The following is a 16,899-nucleotide window of genomic DNA, read 5'->3' as shown; positions in this document are numbered from 1 at the left end:
CGCCCGCCCGGCCCGTGCCGCCTGGGTCACGCGACCGGCAGGCCACGGCCCGGCCCGAGCGGCCCGCCTGGCCCGCGACCTGCCCGTGCGAAGTCGACAACTCAGGAGTTCGGCTGCGCCGCGCCTCCAGAGGGCCGATTCGGCGGCCGTTCTCCTGAGTTGTCTACGTCGACGTCGGAAGCTCCGAGATCCGCTGCGGCGGAACGACGAACGGGCGTGCCCGATGCCGCCCGCCGCAGCGGCACCGCATCGACGGGCACGCCCGTCAGGACGCAGGAGGCGCGGTGAGCGCCCCTGCACCCGTCAGTGGGTCGACGGCTCCGTCTCGATCTCGGACCGGTCGCCCGACCAGAGGGTGTGGAACGTGCCCTCCTCGTCGACGCGCTGATAGGTGTGTGCCCCGAAGAAGTCCCGCTGTCCCTGGATGAGGGAGGCAGGCAGGCGTTCGGAGGCGAGCGAGTCGTAGTACGACAGGGCCGAGGCGAACCCGGGCACGGGGATGCCCGAGAGGGCGGCCTTGGCCACGATGCGGCGCCAGGCCTCTTCGCCGTCCCGGACGGCCGCGGCGAAGTAGTCGTCCTCGAGCAGGGTCGCGATCGACGCGTCCTTCTCGTAGGCGTCGACGATGCGGTTGAGGAACTGTGCCCGGATGATGCAGCCGCCGCGCCAGATCTTGGCGATGGCGCCCTTGTCGATGTCCCAGTCGTACTCGTCGGCACCGGCGATGATGGCGTCGAAGCCCTGGGCGTAGGCGACGATCTTCGAGGCGTAGAGCGCCTTCTGCACGTCGTCCTCGAAGCCGTCGCCGGCCTCCTGGATCTCGGGCCGTCCCTGCAGGGTCTTCTGCACGGCCGAGCGCTGGGCGGGCTTCGACGACACGGCGCGGGCGAAGACGGCCTCGGCGATCCCGCCGACCGGCACACCCAACCCGACGCTGTTCTGCACGGTCCAGACGCCCGTGCCCTTGGAGCCGGCCTGGTCGACGATCGAGTCGACGAGCGGGCCGCCCGTCTTCGCGTCCGTCTGGCGGAGCACCTCGGCCGTGATCTCGATCAGGTACGACTCGAGCTCGCCCGTGTTCCACTCCTCGAAGACCGAGGCGATGGCGGCGGGCTCGTGGCCGCCCACCCGGCGCAGCAGGTCGTACGACTCGGCGATGAGCTGCATGTCGGCGTATTCGATGCCGTTGTGGATCATCTTGACGAAGTGACCCGCGCCGTCGGCCCCGACGTGCGTGACGCAGGGCTCGCCCTCGGCCACCGCCGCGATCGACGCCAGGATCGGGCCGAGCGTCTCGTAGGCCTCCTTCGAGCCGCCGGGCATGATCGACGGCCCCTTCAGGGCGCCTTCCTCGCCGCCCGAGATGCCGGCGCCCACGAAGTTCAGTCCGCGCTCCTTGAGGGCGGCCTCTCGTCGGCGGGTGTCCTGGAAGTTCGCGTTGCCGCCGTCGACGATGATGTCGCCCTCGTCGAACACGTCGGCGAGCTGGCTGATGACGGCGTCGGTGCCGCGACCGGCCTGCACCATGACGATCGCGGTGCGCGGCTTCTGCAGGGATGCGGCGAAGTCCTCGATCGACTTCGAGGCGATGAACCCGGCGTCACCGTGCTCGTCCATGAGGGTGTCGGTGCGCTCGGGGGAGCGGTTGTAGACGGCGACCGTGTTGCCCTCGCGACTGGCGAGGTTGCGCGCCAGGTTCGAGCCCATGACGGCCAGGCCGACGACTCCGATGTTCGCCTGGGCGGTGGACTGCGATGCTGCTCCGTGTTCGGTCACGGTGCCTCCTTCTCGGTCGGTGGTGTTCGCAGACTATGCCTCGGTGCCGAGCGTCCGACAGGCTCCGTCCGTACCCCTCCACGGCGGCTCGCCTAGGGTTGACGCAACCGTTTCCCCGATCGAAGGCCGTCCGTGACCGATCAGCCCCACCCCGCTCCCTTCCCGCCCGTCGTCGTGATGGGGGTCTCCGGATCGGGCAAGTCGACCGTGGGCGAGCTGTTGGCCGAGACCCTCGGCGTCCCGTTCGTCGACGCCGACGACCTGCACCCCGAGGCCAACCGGCTCAAGATGGCCGCCGGGCAGCCGCTCGACGACGACGACCGGTGGCCGTGGCTCCGCATCGTCGCCGACCGCATCGCCGCGGCGGGGGACGACTCGGTGGTCGTCGCCTGCTCGTCCCTGAAGAAGGCGTACCGCGACGTCCTGCGGGAGGGCGACCCGCGCCTCCGGTTCGTGCACCTGACCGGCGTGCGCGACCTCGTCGCCCGACGTCAGCGCGAGCGCAAGGGGCACTTCATGCCGGCCGGCCTGATGGAGTCGCAGTTCGCCACCCTCGAGCCGCTGACCGACGACGAGGCCGGTTTCGAGGTCGACGTGGAGCCCGGTCCCGACGACGTCGTGGCGGCCGTGACGGCCCACCTCGGGGCCGTGCGACGAGGCGAGCTCGGGCACTGACGAGCCCGCCTCGGGCACTGAGGGGGCGCCCTCGCGGACGGACGAGCCGAGGAGGCGCGGGTTGGCGACACGCCCGGCCGACGTGTAGCCTTGGTAGCTGAACCTCGGCGAGGGGTGCTCCGGCACCCGTGATCGACGCGGTAGGCAGGCGCTCGGTGCTCACGCACCACTCGTGCAGCGGTGATCGTCCCTCGGGCGGCACCCCTCGGGTTGCGGGTCCTTCCTCACGCGATTCGCGTTCGAGTTGACACCGACCACACACCCCCGGGCCGTCACGGCCCCTGCAAGGAGACGACATGTCCGACCAGAACAACCTCAGCGCCCTCGTGCGCACCAGCTTCGGCAAGGGCGCGGCCCGCAAGATCCGTGCCAAGGACCAGATCCCCGCGGTCATCTACGGCCACGGCACCGACCCCCAGCACGTCACGCTGCCCGGTCACGAGACCATGCTGATCACGCGTCGTGCCAACGCCGTCATCACGCTCGACATCGAGGGCACGAACCAGCTCGCCCTCGTCAAGGACATCCAGCGCGACCCGGTCAAGCAGACCATCGAGCACATCGACCTCATCGTCGTCCGCCAGGGCGAGAAGGTCACCGTCGAGGTGCCCGTGCACGTCGAGGGCGAGTCGGCTCCCGGCACGATCCACGTCGTCGAGCTCAACGCCGTCGAGCTCGAGGTCGAGGCCACGCACATCCCGCAGAACGTCGTCGTCTCGATCGAGGGCCTCGAAGAGGGCGCCCAGATCTCGGCCGCCGACCTCGTGCTGCCCAAGGGCGCGACCCTGGTCAGCGAGCCCGAGACCCTCGTGCTCGCCGTCTCGGTGCCCCAGCTCGACCTGACGACCGACGCGGTCTCCGACGAGGACGGCGAGGCCGCCGAGGCCGAGGGCGACGTCGAGTCCATCGAGGACGAAGAGCGCTCCGAGTAACACGACGCAGCTCGAACACCCTGCCGGCGCAGACCCACTGAGAGAACGACGACCACGACGATGGCACTCGACGACCAGTGGCTCGTGGTCGGGCTCGGCAACCCCGGGCCCGGCTACGCCGGCAACAGGCACAACGTGGGGCAGATGGTCCTGGCCGAACTGGCCGACCGACTCTCCACGGGGTTCAAGAACCACCGCACGAACGCGACGGTCGCCGAGGGGCGCACCGCTCCCGGCGGCCCTCGCTTCGTGTTGGCCAGGCCCGCGACCTTCATGAACGTCTCGGGCGGGCCGACGCAGGCACTGTTGAAGTACTACGACCTCGACGTGTCGCGCCTCATCGTCGTCCACGACGAGCTCGACATCGACTTCGACGTCGTCCGGCTGAAGCACGGTGGCGGCCACGGCGGCCACAACGGCATCCGCGACATCATCGCCGCCACGGGGTCGAACGAGTTCACCCGGGTTCGGGTCGGCATCGGCCGTCCGCCCGGCAGGCAGCCAGCCGCCGACTTCGTCCTCAAGGACTTCTCCTCCACGGAACGCAAAGAACTTCCGTTCCTGGTCGCCGACGCGGCCGACGCGGTCGAGATGATCGCCACCGACGGGCTCACCGCGGCGCAGCTGAAGTTCCACACCGCGAAGAGCTGACGCGTCCGGAGCCCGGCCGACCACGGACGTGGTCGAGTCGCGGACCGCGACGAGCGGGTCCGTCCCGCCGGTGACCGACCTCCGGGCGCCTCCCGGTGTCGCCGACAGCGAACCCCGACCGCGGTGTCGGTGGTGCCGCGTAACATCGTCCGGGTGATACTCGCGGGCTTGATCCAGGCGCTCTCGCGCGCCTCCACGTTCTCTGCCGCCCTCGACCGGGCCGCACGCAGCACCGATTTCTCCGTCGTCGACGGCCTCCGCGTTCCCCTGCTGGCCGGTCTGCTCGACCGTCGCGAGGGTCCGCAGGCGATGCTGGTCGTCACGGCCACGGGTCGGGAGTCCGAGGCGGTGCGGGGGTCGCTCACCAGCTACCTGCCCGAGGCCGAGGTCATCGAGTTCCCCGCGTGGGAGACCCTGCCCCACGAACGTCTCAGCCCCAGCGCCGAGACGGTCGGCAAGCGGATCCACGCCCTGCGGCGTCTCGCCACCTGGCGGCAGGAAGCTGCCGAGGCGCCGGGTTCCGTCCGCCCCATCGTCGTCGTCGCCGGTGTGCGCGCCGCCCTCCAGCCGCTCAGCGACAACCTCGTCGAGCTCGACCCCGTGCGGCTCACCGTGGGCGAGCGCGGCCACGACCTCTCGGGCATCGCCGTCCATCTCGTCGACCTGGCGTACGCCCGGGTCGACATGGTCACCCGCCGTGGCGAGTTCGCCGTCCGCGGCGGCATCCTCGACGTGTTCCCGCCCACGGCCGAACACCCGGTGCGCGTCGACTTCTTCGGCGACGAGGTCGACCAGATCCGTCGGTTCTCCGTGGCCGACCAGCGAAGCCTGGACGGCGAGGTCACGTCGGTCGAGCTGCCGCCGAGTCGCGAGATGCTGCTCACCGAGGCGGTCCGTCAACGGGCTCGCGAGATGCAGCACGAGTTCCCCAGCCTCTCGCAGATGCTCGCGAAGATCGCCGAGGGCATCCCGGTCGAGGGCATGGAGAGCCTGGCACCCGCGCTCGTGCACCGGCTGGTGCCGGTGACGCACTACCTGCCGGCCGGCGCCTCCATCGTCGTCCTCTCACCCGAGCGGGTCGTGTCGCGCGCCCAGAGCCTGGCCGAGACGAACCGCGAGTTCCTGTCGGCCGCCTGGAACGCCGCGACGGCCGGTGCCGAGGCACCCATCGACCTCGACTCGGGCGACTTCCTCAGCCTCCGCGACCTGCGTGACGCAGCGGGCGACCGGTCCTGGTTCACGATGAGCGGCTTCGACTCGGGCGAGGTCCTGTCCGACGACGAGGCGGTCGCGGCGGCCGGCGACTACGTCCGCGTGGACGCGGCCGTCGTCCCGAGTTTCAGCGGACACGCCGAGGGGGCGCTCGAGCACGTCGTCGAGCGCGTGCGCGACGGCTGGTCCGTCGTCGTCACGGCCCGCGGCACGGGGCTCGTCGAGCGGGCCCGAGACGTCCTCGCCGAGCGCGAGGTCGCCGCCCGCCTCGAGGAGAGCCTGCCCGAGACCCTCGAACCCGGCGTCGTCCACCTCGTGGCCGGTGGTGTCGAGGCCGGTTTCGAACTGATGGAGTCCAAGATCGCCGTCCTCGGCGAGTCCGACTTCTACGGCCGTTCGGCCAACTACGACTCGCGGCAGGTCAAGAAGCTCGCGACCCGACGCAAGAACGTCGTCGATCCCCTCCAGCTCAAGCCGGGCGACGTCGTCGTGCACTCGACCCACGGCATCGGCAAGTTCCTCGAGCTCACCAGCCGCGAGGTGTCGAGCGGTGGCAAGAACGCCGTCAAGCACTCTCGCGAGTACCTCGTGCTCGAGTACGCGCCCTCGAAGCGCGGTTACCCCGGCGACAAGCTCTACGTCCCGACCGATCAGCTCGACCTGCTCAGCCGCTACGTGGGTGGCGAGGCCCCGACGCTCAGCAAGATGGGCGGCGGGGACTGGGCGGCCGCCAAGGGCAAGGCGCGCAAGGCCGTCCGCGACATCGCGGTCGAGTTGGTCAAGCTCTACTCGGCCCGCATGGCGAGCAAGGGCCACGCGTTCCCGCCCGACACCCCGTGGCAGCGCGAGCTCGAAGAGGCGTTCCCGTTCGCCGAGACCCCCGACCAGCTCACGACCATCGACGAGATCAAGGCCGACATGGAGCGCCCGATCCCGATGGACCGCCTGCTCTCGGGCGACGTCGGCTACGGCAAGACCGAGGTCGCCGTCCGAGCGGCGTTCAAGGCCATCCAGGACGGCAAGCAGGTCGTCATGCTCGTCCCGACGACCCTGCTCGTGAAACAGCACTTCGACACCTTCAGCGATCGCTTCGCCGGGTTCCCCGTGCACCTCCGGAGCCTCAGCCGGTTCCAGTCGGCGAAAGAGTCCAAGGAGACGATCGCCGGGCTCGGCGACGGCACCGTCGACATGGTCATCGGTACTCATCGACTGTTGAGCGAGGGCATCTCGTACAAGGACGTCGGCCTCGTCATCATCGACGAAGAGCAGCGTTTCGGCGTCGAACACAAGGACGCCCTGAAGAAGCTCAAGACCAACGTCGACATCCTGGCCATGTCGGCGACCCCGATCCCGCGGTCGCTCGAGATGGCCGTCACGGGCATCCGCGAGATGTCGACCCTGGCCACCCCGCCCGAGGACCGCCACCCGATCCTCACCTTCGTGGGCCCCGAGAGCGACCGGCAGAAAGCCGCCGCGATCCGGCGCGAGCTGCTGCGCGAGGGCCAGGTGTTCTACGTGCACAACCGCGTGTCGAGCATCAACCGCATCGCGGCGCAGATCGCCGAGCTCGTGCCCGAGGCCCGCGTCGCCGTCGCCCACGGCCAGATGGCCGAGTCGACGCTCGAGCAGGTGATGGTCGATTTCTGGGAGCGCAAGTTCGACGTCCTCGTGTCGACCACCATCATCGAGACCGGTCTCGACATCGCCAACGCCAACACGTTGATCATCGACCGGGCCGACAAGTACGGTCTGAGCCAGCTGCACCAGCTGCGTGGGCGGGTGGGTCGAGGCCGGGAGCGAGGCTACGCGTACTTCCTCTACGACGCCGACAAGCCGCTCAGCGAGACCGCACAAGACCGGCTCGAGACGATCGCCGCCAACAACGAGCTCGGTGCGGGCATGCAGGTCGCCTTGAAAGACCTCGAGATCCGTGGGGCCGGCAACCTGCTCGGCGGAGAGCAGTCGGGGCACATCGCCGGGGTCGGTTTCGACCTCTACCTCCGCATGATCGGTGAGGCCGTCAGTTCCTTCCGCGGGGACGTCGCCGAGGGGCAGACCGAACTCCGGCTCGAACTCCCGGTCGACGCCCACGTCCCCGAAGAGTACGTCGAGAGCGAGCGGCTGCGCCTCGAGGCCTACCAGAAGCTCTCGACAGCCAGCTCGCCCACCTCCACCGACGACCAGATCGACTCGGTGCTCGACGAACTCACCGACCGTTACGGTGAGCCCCCGGCACCCGTGCTGGCGCTGATCGAGGTCTCCCGCCTGCGTCGGGCGGCCCAGAAGGCCGGCCTCAGCGAGGTCGTGGTCATGGGCAGCAACCTGCGGGTCTCGGGCGTCGACCTGCCCGACAGCATGCAGGTCCGTCTGCAGCGGATGTACCCGGGTGCGCGGTGGTTCGCGCAGACGAACGCCGTCAGCGTGCCCCTGCCGCGAGCCCACGGGCAGGCACCGAGCGACGACGAGTTGATCGTCTGGGTCGAGCAGCTGCTGTCGGCGATCTACGCGGCCCCGGTCGCGCGTCCGGCGACCGACACGGCCGCGGCGAGCTGACCGTGTCGGGTCGCCCGGACGGAGCCCACGACGAGGAGGCGCGGGGCGCCTCCGAACCCGGGGCGGGCGCTCGGCTCGACGAGCTCGTCCGCGTGGTCGACGCCCTCCTCGCCGACGAGGGCGGCTGCGCCTGGAACCGTGCGCAGACCCCACGGTCCCTGATGACCTACCTCGTCGAAGAGACCTACGAGCTCGTCGAGGCGATCGAGGACGGCACCTCGGACGACGTCCGGGAAGAGCTCGGGGACGTGCTGTACCAGGTGGTCCTGCACGGCGCCCTGGCCGCCCGCGCCTCCTCGGGGTCGTTCGACCTCGCCGACGTCGTGCGTGACGTCGCCGAGAAGACCGTGCGGCGTCACCCCCACGTGTTCGGGGCAGACCGTGCCGACGACGTCGACGAGATCGTCCGACTCTGGTCGGCGGCGAAGGCCGACGAGAAGTCGCAGCGGACGAGTGCCTACGACGGCGTCCCCGTCGGGCAGCCCGCTCTCGCCCGCGCCCAGAAGCTCGATGCGCGACGGGCTGCCGCAGGTGGCGTCCGCCCCGAGCCCGATCGGGCACCGACCACGACGTCGGGCACGGAGGTGACGGGCACGGAGGTGACGGGCACGGTGGCGACGGACGCCCGGGCCGAGTCGCGCGAACTCGCGTGGGGCCGAGCATTGCTCGCGCAGGTCGACGAGGCCACCGACCGGGGCATCGATGCCGAGCGCGCGCTCCGGGCCGCCGTGCGCGAGCGCGAGATTCTCCTGCGGCGAGACGAGGCCGAACCGGCCGAAGGCGGGTAGCTCGAGGGCGGCCAGGCGGAAGACGAGCAGCCCGAAGGCGGGCAACCCGGGGGCACCCAGGCCGAAGGCGGCACGATCGAGGGCCGTCCCGTCGAGCAGGTGCCCCCTCAACCCGAATGAGGGGGCACCTCGGCGTCGCCCGCTCAACCCGAATGATCGGCGAGGCCGGCGCTCGTCCACCAGAGGGTCGGCCCGAGGGGCAGCGACCCGGTGGGGTCCGAGTGGTGTCCTCAATGTAGAGGATGTGTGTTGACATGTCAAAAGCCGACATGTCGGTCCACTCGGCGTCCCGCCCGGGGTGCTCGGGGGCCTCACGGGTGCCGGTCGACCGACCGGTCGGCCACGACAGACGTCTGTTATGGTCCACTACGACGACGGCGACCGCGCAGGGCGAGTACGACTCGTCGGCACGAAGGAGCGGCACCATGCCTCGCAAGCCTGATCCCACCCGCAAGCCCGAGCTCCTCGGCCAGATCCTCGAGCACCTCCGGGGTCGCTCCCTCGCCACCGTGTCGTTCCGCACCCTGGCCGAGGCCCTGGGGGTCAGCACGTACGTCTTCGTCTACCACTTCGGCAACCGGGCGGAGCTCATCGCCGAGATCGTCCGCGCGGTCGTCGCCCGCAACGACGCCTTGCTGTCGGTCGCGGTCTCCGAGCTCGACCGCGAGGCCTTCGGCAAGCACCTGGCCAAGGTCTGGCACGAGGTCACCACCGAGCGGGGCCGGGACCTGCACCGCCTCGAGCTCGAGGCGGCCCTGCTCGAGACCGTGGCGGGCGAGGTCGGCGGCACGGCCCGCGGGGCGGTCGGGCGATGGGTCGACCACGTGGCGGGCTGGGTCTCGGCGAACGGGGTCGCGCCGGCCGAGGCCAAGGTCGCGGCGCGGGTCTTCGTCGATGCGTTGTTCGGCCTGCAGTACGACGCCATCGTCTCGGGGGACGGACGTCGTGCGTCCGCAGCGTACAAACATGCCGTCGAGACCCTCGTCTCGCGCGTTCCTCAGCACTGACCCTGCTCGCCGTCGGCCTCGGGGTGGGTGGAACCTGATGGTGTCGGCGGGCGTCGGGTCGGGCTGAACCGGGCCGAGCGCTCAGCGCCCGGCCCGGCCAGGGCCCTCACCGCAGGGAAGGGAGGGCCGAGTGGTGTGACCGACACGCAACCCGATTCGCGCCGACCACCCGAGAAAACCATAACGTAGAATGTGACATGCCTGCAAGTCGGTACCGACGTCAGGGGTGCGGCGTCTCTGGGATGATGTCCTCATGCCGACCCCCGTCAACCCGCCGCGCGGCATGCGCGACCACCTGCCCGCCGACAAGAGGCGCCGCGAGGGCGTGCTCTCGGTCATCCGAGGCGTCTACCGCTCCTACGGCTTCGACGAGATCGAGACGCCCGTGGTCGAAGAGAGCTCGCGCCTCCATTCCGGGCTCGGGGGCGACAACGAGAAGCAGGTCTTCGCCGTCCTCCGGCGGGGCCTCGACCTCGACGATCTGCGGTCGGCCGAGAGCGTGCTCGGACTCGCCGACCTCGGACTCCGCTTCGACCTGACGGTGCCGCTCGCGCGCTTCTACGCGTCGCACCGAGCCGAGCTGCCGACGGTCTTCCGCTCCGTGCAGATCGCCCCGGTGTGGCGGGCCGAGCGTCCGCAGAAGGGCCGCTACCGCCAGTTCGTCCAGTGCGACATCGACGTCCTGGGAGAGGCCGGGCCGCTGGCCGAGATCGAACTGATCCAGGCCACGACCGCCGTGCTCGACGCCCTCGGCCTCACCGGCACGACGATCCGCGTGAACGACCGCCGCATTCTGCTGGCGATGCTCGCCCACTGGGCGGTACCCGAGGCGCTGACCGACCAGGCGCTCATCGTCGTCGACAAACTCGACAAGATCGGCGTCGACGGCGTCGTCGCCGAACTCGCCGACCTCGGCGTCACCACGCCGGGTCTCGGCGAGGCGCTCACCCAGCTGGCCGGCGCCTCCTGGGCCACCGGTGAGGCCACGGACGTCCCCTGGCTCGACCGTGCGGCGTTCGCCGACCTCGTCGCGCTGCGCGAGGCGCTGCCGGGGTCCACCCTCGAGTTCGATCCGACCCTGGTCCGGGGCATGGGGTACTACACGGGCACGATCTTCGAGATCGCCCACCCGGACGTGCCCTATTCGCTCGGCGGCGGCGGTCGCTACGACGGCATGATCGGCCGCTTCCTCGGCAGCGACGTGCCCGCGGCCGGTTTCTCCCTCGGCTTCGAACGCCTCGTCGACCTCGTGACCCTCGAGGCCGACGGCGACGAGGGGCTCGCGGTGGTCTACGACAAGAAGGTCGAACCGGTCGAGCTGCTCGCCCTGCAGCGCGCGTTGCTGGCGGGCGGCGAACGGCGCGTGCGCCTCGAGAAGAAGGCCAAGAACTTCACCAACCAGCTCGACGGACTGGCGGCGGCGGGGTTCGGCCGCTTCGTCACCGTCCGCGGGGGCGAGTCGGCCGCCGACCTCGAGGTCCGCACGATCGGCTGACCGTCGCCGACGGCTCCTCGCCACGAACCAGGGCAGGAGGCGCGGCTAAGCTGGGCTGCGGACCTCGCGTCCCCAGACGAACGACTACTAAGGAGCTCTCCAGTGGCAGCAATCGACGCCGTAGGCGCCCGCGAAATCCTCGACTCGCGGGGCAACCCCACCGTCGAGGTCGAGGTCTTGCTCGAGGACGGCACGGTGTCGCGTGCGGCCGTCCCCTCGGGTGCATCGACCGGGGCCTTCGAGGCCTACGAGCTCCGTGACGGCGACAAGAGCCGTTACCTCGGCAAGGGCGTGCTCAAGGCCGTCGCCGCCGTGATCGACGAGATCGGCCCCGAGGTCGAGGGGCTCGACGCCACCGACCAGCGCCTGATCGACCAGGCCATGATCGAACTCGACGGCACCGACAACAAGAAGCGTCTCGGCGCGAACGCCATCCTCGGCGTCTCGCTGGCCGTGGCCCGGGCGGCGGCCGACTCGGCCGACCTGCCCCTCTTCCGCTACCTCGGCGGGCCGAACGCGCACACGCTGCCCGTCCCCATGCTCAACGTCATCAACGGCGGTTCGCACGCCGACAGCAACGTCGACATCCAGGAGTTCATGATCCTGCCGGTCGGCGCGTCCTCGTTCGCCGAGGCGCTGCAGTGGGGTGCCGAGACGTACCACGCCCTGAAGAGCGAGCTCAAGGCCAAGGGCCTCTCGACCGGTCTGGGCGACGAGGGTGGCTTCGCGCCGAACCTCGACAGCAACCGCGCCGCGCTCGACCTGCTCGTCGAGGCCATCACCAAGGCCGGCTTCACCCCGGGCAAGGACCTCGCCCTGGGTCTCGACGTGGCCTCGAGCGAGTTCTACGCGGACGGCAGCTACACCTTCGAGGGCGAGAAGCGCGACTCGGCCTTCCTCGCGAACTACTACGCCGACCTCGTCGCGTCGTACCCCCTCGTCACCATCGAGGACCCGCTCGACGAGGACGACTGGGAGGGCTGGGCCCACCTGACGAGCGAGATCGGCTCGAAGACGCAGATCGTCGGCGACGACCTGTTCGTCACGAACCCCGAGCGACTCGCCAAGGGCATCAAGGCCGGCGCTGCCAACTCGATCCTCGTGAAGGTCAACCAGATCGGCACGCTGACCGAATCGCTCGACGCCGTCGCGCTCGCCCAGCGCAGCGGCTACACGACGGTCCTCTCGCACCGTTCGGGTGAGACCGAGGACACCACGATCGCCGACCTCGCCGTCGCGACCGACGCCGGCCAGATCAAGACCGGTGCCCCCGCCCGCAGCGAGCGCGTGGCGAAGTACAACCAGCTCCTCCGCATCGAGGAAGAGCTCGGCGACGCCGCGGTCTACGCCGGGTACAGCGCTTTCCCGCGCTTCTCCGCCTGACGCGACCCGCGCCTCCTCGGGGCCCGTCCTGCTCGTGCGGGGCGGGCCTCCGTCGTTCCCCAGAGACGTCCTTTAGGCTCGTCCCATGCCCCGTGAGACCGCGAACCGCCGTGTGCCGGTGACCCTGCCGACCGGCGAGACGCCGACGGGCCACTGGCTGCGGTCGATCCGGTTCTCGGGGTTCAGCGTGCTCATGCTGGTCATCCTGGTCATGTTCGTCGTCATCCTCGCGCCCTCGCTGCGCACCCTGGTGCAGCAGCAGCAACAGATCGCGGCCCTCCAGGACGACGTCCGGCAGCAAGAGCAGTCCGTCGACGAGTTGAAAGAAGACGTCGCGCGATGGAGCGATCCGGCGTACATCGAGGCCCAGGCACGCGACCGCCTGCTCTACGTCTACCCGGGTGAGTACAGCTACCTCGTGATGGGCGACGACGCGGCCCAGGCGCCCGGCACGGCTCCGGGCACCGGCACGACGATCAGCGACTCGCTCCAGACGCCCCAGGTCGACTGGGTGGCGGCGATGACGGCCTCGGTGCTCGACGCCGGGCTGAGCGACGAGCCCGCGACCGAACTCGTCGCCCCCGACATCAGCGGCAGCCAGGTGCCCGCCCCGACCTCCGAGCAGACAGGTGGCACGCCGTGACCACGCCCCCCTTCGACCCCGTGACCGACCACGACGTCCGTGTCGTGACCGCCCAGCTCGGGCGGCCCGCGCGCGACGTCATCGGCATCGCCGCGCGCTGCGTCTGCGGCGCACCCACCGTCGTGGCGACGAAACCGCGGCTGACCGACGGCACGCCCTTCCCCACGCTCTACTACTTGTGCCACCCCGGTGCCACGGCTGCCGTGTCGACCCTCGAGGCCACCGGGGTGATGGCCGAGTTCACCGAGCTCCTCGAGTCCGACCCCGAGTTGCGAAGCCGATACCACGCCGCGCACGAGGCGTACCTGGCCGACCGCGAGGGCATCGAGCACGTGGACGAGATCGACCACGTCACGGCGGGTGGCATGCCCGAGCGGGTCAAGTGCCTGCACGCCCTCGTCGGTCACTCGCTGGCGGCCGGGCCGGGGGTCAACCCCTTCGGAGACCTCGCCCTCGAGCGGGCGTCGTGGAGTCCCGACGTGTGCCGGTGCCCCGACTTCCTGGCCGACGACCAGCAGGCCGCCGCCTCGCCCGAGATCGGTGGGGGAGCCTGACGCGCGTGCGCCGTTCCGGGGGGTTCGTGGTGGCGATCGTGCTGGGGGCCCTCGTCGCTGCCGTCGTGCCGGCGTCGGCCGCATCGGCCGACCAGGTCCGCGATGCCGAGTACTGGCTCGCCGACTACGGCATCCAGCGGGCGTGGCAGACCACACGGGGGGCGGGGACGACCGTGGCCGTGATCGACACCGGCGTCGATTCGTCGGTGCGTGAACTCCAGGGCGTCGTCGTCGGCGGCACCGACGTGTCGGGGCTCGGCTCGGCCGACGGTCAGACGCCCGTCGGCGACGACCCGAACCACGGCACGCTGGTCGGATCGATGGTCGCCGGCCGTGGCACCGGGTCCGGCGACGGCGTGATCGGCGTCGCGCCCGAGGCCGACCTGCTCTCGGTGTCGGTGGGCTTCGGCTCGTCGGCGGTGGACTCCGACGACCAGATCGCCCGGGCGGTGCGCTGGGCGGTCGACGCCGGGGCGGACGTCATCAACATGTCCCTGACCCGCAACACGCTCGACTGGCCGACCAGCTGGGACGACGCCTTCCTCTACGCCATGCAGCACGACGTCGTCGTCGTCGCGGCGGCCGGCAACCGCGGCAGCGGCACGACCGAGGTCGGCGCGCCCGCGACCATGCCGGGCGTCCTCACCGTCGCCGGTGTGGATCGCCAGGGCACGGCGAGCTTCGACGCGTCGAGCCAGGGCATCACGATCGGTGTGGCCGCCCCGAGCGAGGACCTCGTGGGTGTCGGTCCCGGTGACGTCCACTACAGCTGGAGCGGCACGAGCGGTGCCACGCCCCTCGTGGCGGGCATCGTCGCCCTCGTGCGCAGTGCCCATCCCGAGCTCGACGCCGACGACGTCATCAACCGCGTCGTCGCGACGGCCACGCCGAAGGGCGCCACGACACCCGACCCGCTGTACGGGCACGGCCTCATCGACGCGGCCGCGGCCGTCACGGCCTCGGTGCCGACGGTCGCCGAGAACCCCATGGGCGACCTGGCCGAGTGGATCCGGGTGCACCGGCGGGCGGACGTGCCGGCGCCGTCGGCGCAGGCGACGAACCCGACCGTCGAGGCCCCCGTGCCGACACCGGTGACCGATCCGGGTCAGCCGTTGGCGGTCCTGCTGCCCACGGTCGAGACCATGAGGTCGACGGGCATCCCGTTGATCGTCCTCACGGTCTTCGGGGGAGCGGCCGTCCTCGTCGCCGTCGGGGCGGTCCGCCAGTTCAGGCGTGCGCGGCGCTCGGGGTAAGGTCGTCTGCGACACCCCCATCTCAAGGAGACATTCGCCGTGCCCAAAATCCTGATCGTCGGCGGCGGCTACGCCGGTTTCTACACTGCCTGGAAGCTCGAGAAGTGGTTGCGCGCGGGTGAGGCCGAGGTCACGATCGTCGACCCGCTGCCCTACATGACGTACCAGCCGTTCCTGCCCGAGGTCGCCGCCGGGTCGATCGAGCCGCGCCACGCGGTCGTCGCCCTCCGCCGCCACCTCAAGAAGACGAACGTCGTCACGGCCAAGGTCACCGGCGTGGACCACGCCTCGAAGACCGCCACGATCACGCCCGAGGTGGGCGACGCGTGGACGATGCAGTACGACCAGATCGTGATGACGGCCGGCGCCGTGTCCCGCACCTTCCCGATCCCGGGCGTCGCCGACGAGGCCATCGGCCTCAAGACCATCGAAGAGGCCGCCGCGATCCGCGACAAGGTGCTCACGAACTTCCAGAAGGCCGCCAACCTGCCGGCCGGTCCCGAGCGCGACCGCCTGCTCACGGTCGTCGTGGTCGGCGGTGGCTTCGCCGGCATCGAGGTCTTCGCCGAGCTGCGCAGCTTCGCCAGCGACCTGCTCAAGAACTACCCCGACCTCACCATCGACGACACGCACTTCCACCTCGTCGAGGCGATGGGCCGCATCATGCCCGAGGTCTCGCTCGAGACGAGCCACTGGGTGCTCAAGAACCTCGCCGAACGCGCCGCGACGGTCCACCTCGACACGCAGCTGCAGTCTGCGGTCGGCGGGAAGATCGAACTGTCCACGGGCGAGTCGTTCGAGTCCGACCTCATCGTCTGGACGGCCGGCGTCATGGCCAACCCGATGGTCCGCGGCACCGACTTCCCGCTCGAACAGCGCGGACGCATCACCGTCAAGGCCGACCTCCGCATCGTCGACGGTGAGACCGTCGTTCCCGACGCCTGGGCCTGTGGTGACGTCGCCGCCACCCCCGACCTCACCGGGAAGGGCGTGGGCGGCTTCTGCGTGCCGAACGCCCAGCACGCCGTCCGCATGGGCAAGCGTCTCGCGAAGAACATCGTCGCCTCGCTCCGCGGAGAAGGACTCGTCGACTACAAGCACGAGAACCTCGGAGCCGTCGCGGGCCTGGGGCTGAACGTCGGCGTCTTCCAGAGCGGCAAGTTCGCCATGAAGGGCTTCCCGGCCTGGGCCGCCCACCGCGGGTACCACGGCATGGCGATGCCCTCCTTCGAGCGCAAGTTCCGCGTCGTCGGCGGTTGGTGGAACAACTTCTGGTTGGGACGCGACATCGTCTCGCTCGACAACCGTGAGCGTCCCCGGGCGGCCTTCGAGGAGTTCGCCTCGCGTCCCAAGGCGGCCGTCGAGACGCCCGCCGAGGCTCCCGCGCCCGCATCCGTCGGTGCCGGCCAGCCCGCCGGCGAGGCGGGGCCCGCGTACGCGAACCCGGTCGAGGACGACGGAACGGCCAAGAAGGGCACGGCCGAGGTCGGCGAGGCAGCGACCGGTGCTCCTCGCAAGGCGCCCGCGCGCAAGCCCGCCGCCAAGTAGGAGATCACCGGCGAGACCGCGGTGACCGACGGGGTGCCCGCCTCCGAGTGACCCTCGAGCACGTCCGAGACGCCCGCCCGCTGCCTGCAGCGTGGCGGGCGTCCGCGTCTCGTAGGCTGGTCGCTCGGGCCCCCGTAGCCCAATCGGCAGAGGCAGGCGACTTAAAATCGCTTCAGTCAGGGTTCGAGTCCCTGCGGGGGCACGTGCCGCCCCTCCCTGCCAGGTCACGTGCCGCCCGAGGTGGCGAGGTGGCGAGGTGGCATCTGCCCCGGCGCTCGGTGCCGATCGCGGCCGGGCCCCTGCGGAACGCAAGCGCCTCGCTGTCGACCCCGCCGCGCCTCCTGCTCTCGCGTAGGCGTCGCCCCCTCGCCCGCGCCTTCAGCTCTTGCCCGCGCCTCCTGCCCTTGCGCAGGCCCCAGCCCCCTCGCC

At 70.7% G+C, this 16,899-nt stretch carries 13 protein-coding genes and 1 tRNA gene; 13 read left to right on the top strand and 1 reads right to left on the bottom strand.

What is annotated here, in order from left to right; translation table 11 throughout:
• Nucleotides 1–303: 303 nt before the first annotated feature.
• Nucleotides 304–1,707, bottom strand: a complete 1,404-nt coding sequence (gndA, locus tag ARTHRO9V_RS11120) for an NADP-dependent phosphogluconate dehydrogenase (RefSeq protein ID WP_123571738.1) — start codon at nucleotides 1,705–1,707, stop codon at nucleotides 304–306.
• 201 nt (nucleotides 1,708–1,908) lie between these two features.
• Here gndA and ARTHRO9V_RS11115 point away from each other — a divergent pair, with 201 nt between their 5' ends.
• The 13 genes from ARTHRO9V_RS11115 (at nucleotide 1,909) to ARTHRO9V_RS11055 (ending at nucleotide 16,672) form a co-directional block, all read left to right on the top strand.
• Entirely contained in the window at nucleotides 1,909–2,451 is a 543-nt protein-coding gene (locus ARTHRO9V_RS11115; protein WP_236557034.1) for a gluconokinase, read from the top strand.
• 296 nt (nucleotides 2,452–2,747) lie between these two features.
• Nucleotides 2,748–3,383 (top strand): 50S ribosomal protein L25/general stress protein Ctc, encoded by a 636-nt coding sequence (locus ARTHRO9V_RS11110; RefSeq protein WP_056048841.1) that lies wholly within the window; start codon nucleotides 2,748–2,750, stop codon nucleotides 3,381–3,383.
• A 60-nt stretch (nucleotides 3,384–3,443) separates the two neighbouring features.
• Nucleotides 3,444–4,034 (top strand): aminoacyl-tRNA hydrolase, encoded by a 591-nt coding sequence (gene pth / locus ARTHRO9V_RS11105; protein WP_123571603.1) that lies wholly within the window; start codon nucleotides 3,444–3,446, stop codon nucleotides 4,032–4,034.
• A gap of 153 nt (nucleotides 4,035–4,187) precedes the next feature.
• Entirely contained in the window at nucleotides 4,188–7,799 is a 3,612-nt protein-coding gene (gene mfd, locus ARTHRO9V_RS11100) for a transcription-repair coupling factor (RefSeq protein ID WP_159827150.1), read from the top strand.
• A 2-nt stretch (nucleotides 7,800–7,801) separates the two neighbouring features.
• A complete protein-coding gene (locus ARTHRO9V_RS11095) occupies nucleotides 7,802–8,587 on the top strand; it encodes a MazG family protein (RefSeq protein ID WP_159827147.1) in 786 nt (261 codons plus the stop codon).
• A 425-nt stretch (nucleotides 8,588–9,012) separates the two neighbouring features.
• On the top strand, nucleotides 9,013–9,594 hold the full coding sequence (locus ARTHRO9V_RS11090; RefSeq protein ID WP_056048830.1) for a TetR/AcrR family transcriptional regulator: 582 nt from the start codon (nucleotides 9,013–9,015) through the stop codon (nucleotides 9,592–9,594).
• 253 nt (nucleotides 9,595–9,847) lie between these two features.
• A complete protein-coding gene (gene hisS / locus ARTHRO9V_RS11085) occupies nucleotides 9,848–11,089 on the top strand; it encodes a histidine--tRNA ligase (RefSeq protein WP_159827144.1) in 1,242 nt (413 codons plus the stop codon).
• 102 nt (nucleotides 11,090–11,191) lie between these two features.
• A complete protein-coding gene (eno, locus tag ARTHRO9V_RS11080; protein WP_056048826.1) occupies nucleotides 11,192–12,472 on the top strand; it encodes a phosphopyruvate hydratase in 1,281 nt (426 codons plus the stop codon).
• A gap of 85 nt (nucleotides 12,473–12,557) precedes the next feature.
• The gene (locus ARTHRO9V_RS11075) at nucleotides 12,558–13,115 is read left to right on the top strand and encodes a septum formation initiator family protein (protein ID WP_056048823.1); all 558 of its coding nucleotides are present in this window, start codon (nucleotides 12,558–12,560) and stop codon (nucleotides 13,113–13,115) included.
• Complete coding sequence (locus ARTHRO9V_RS11070; protein ID WP_056048820.1) at nucleotides 13,112–13,669, top strand: DUF501 domain-containing protein; 558 nt, start codon at nucleotides 13,112–13,114, stop codon at nucleotides 13,667–13,669. The genes ARTHRO9V_RS11075 and ARTHRO9V_RS11070 overlap by 4 nt, the downstream gene beginning before the upstream one ends.
• Nucleotides 13,670–13,674: 5 nt before the next feature.
• Nucleotides 13,675–14,922 carry a S8 family serine peptidase gene (locus ARTHRO9V_RS11065; protein WP_236557033.1) on the top strand — a complete coding sequence of 416 codons (1,248 nt, stop codon included), beginning with the start codon at nucleotides 13,675–13,677 and terminating at the stop codon, nucleotides 14,920–14,922.
• A 39-nt stretch (nucleotides 14,923–14,961) separates the two neighbouring features.
• Nucleotides 14,962–16,470, top strand: a complete 1,509-nt coding sequence (locus ARTHRO9V_RS11060) for an NAD(P)/FAD-dependent oxidoreductase (RefSeq protein ID WP_159827141.1) — start codon at nucleotides 14,962–14,964, stop codon at nucleotides 16,468–16,470.
• Nucleotides 16,471–16,598: 128 nt separating this feature from the next.
• Nucleotides 16,599–16,672, top strand: a tRNA-Leu gene (locus tag ARTHRO9V_RS11055).
• Nucleotides 16,673–16,899: the final 227 nt, after the last annotated feature.

The sequence above is a fragment of the Frigoribacterium sp. 9N genome, from assembly GCF_902506305.1.
Lineage (GTDB): Bacteria > Actinomycetota > Actinomycetes > Actinomycetales > Microbacteriaceae > Frigoribacterium.
Note: the sequence above shows the minus strand (reverse complement) of the source record. Positions and strands in the feature narration are given on the sequence as shown.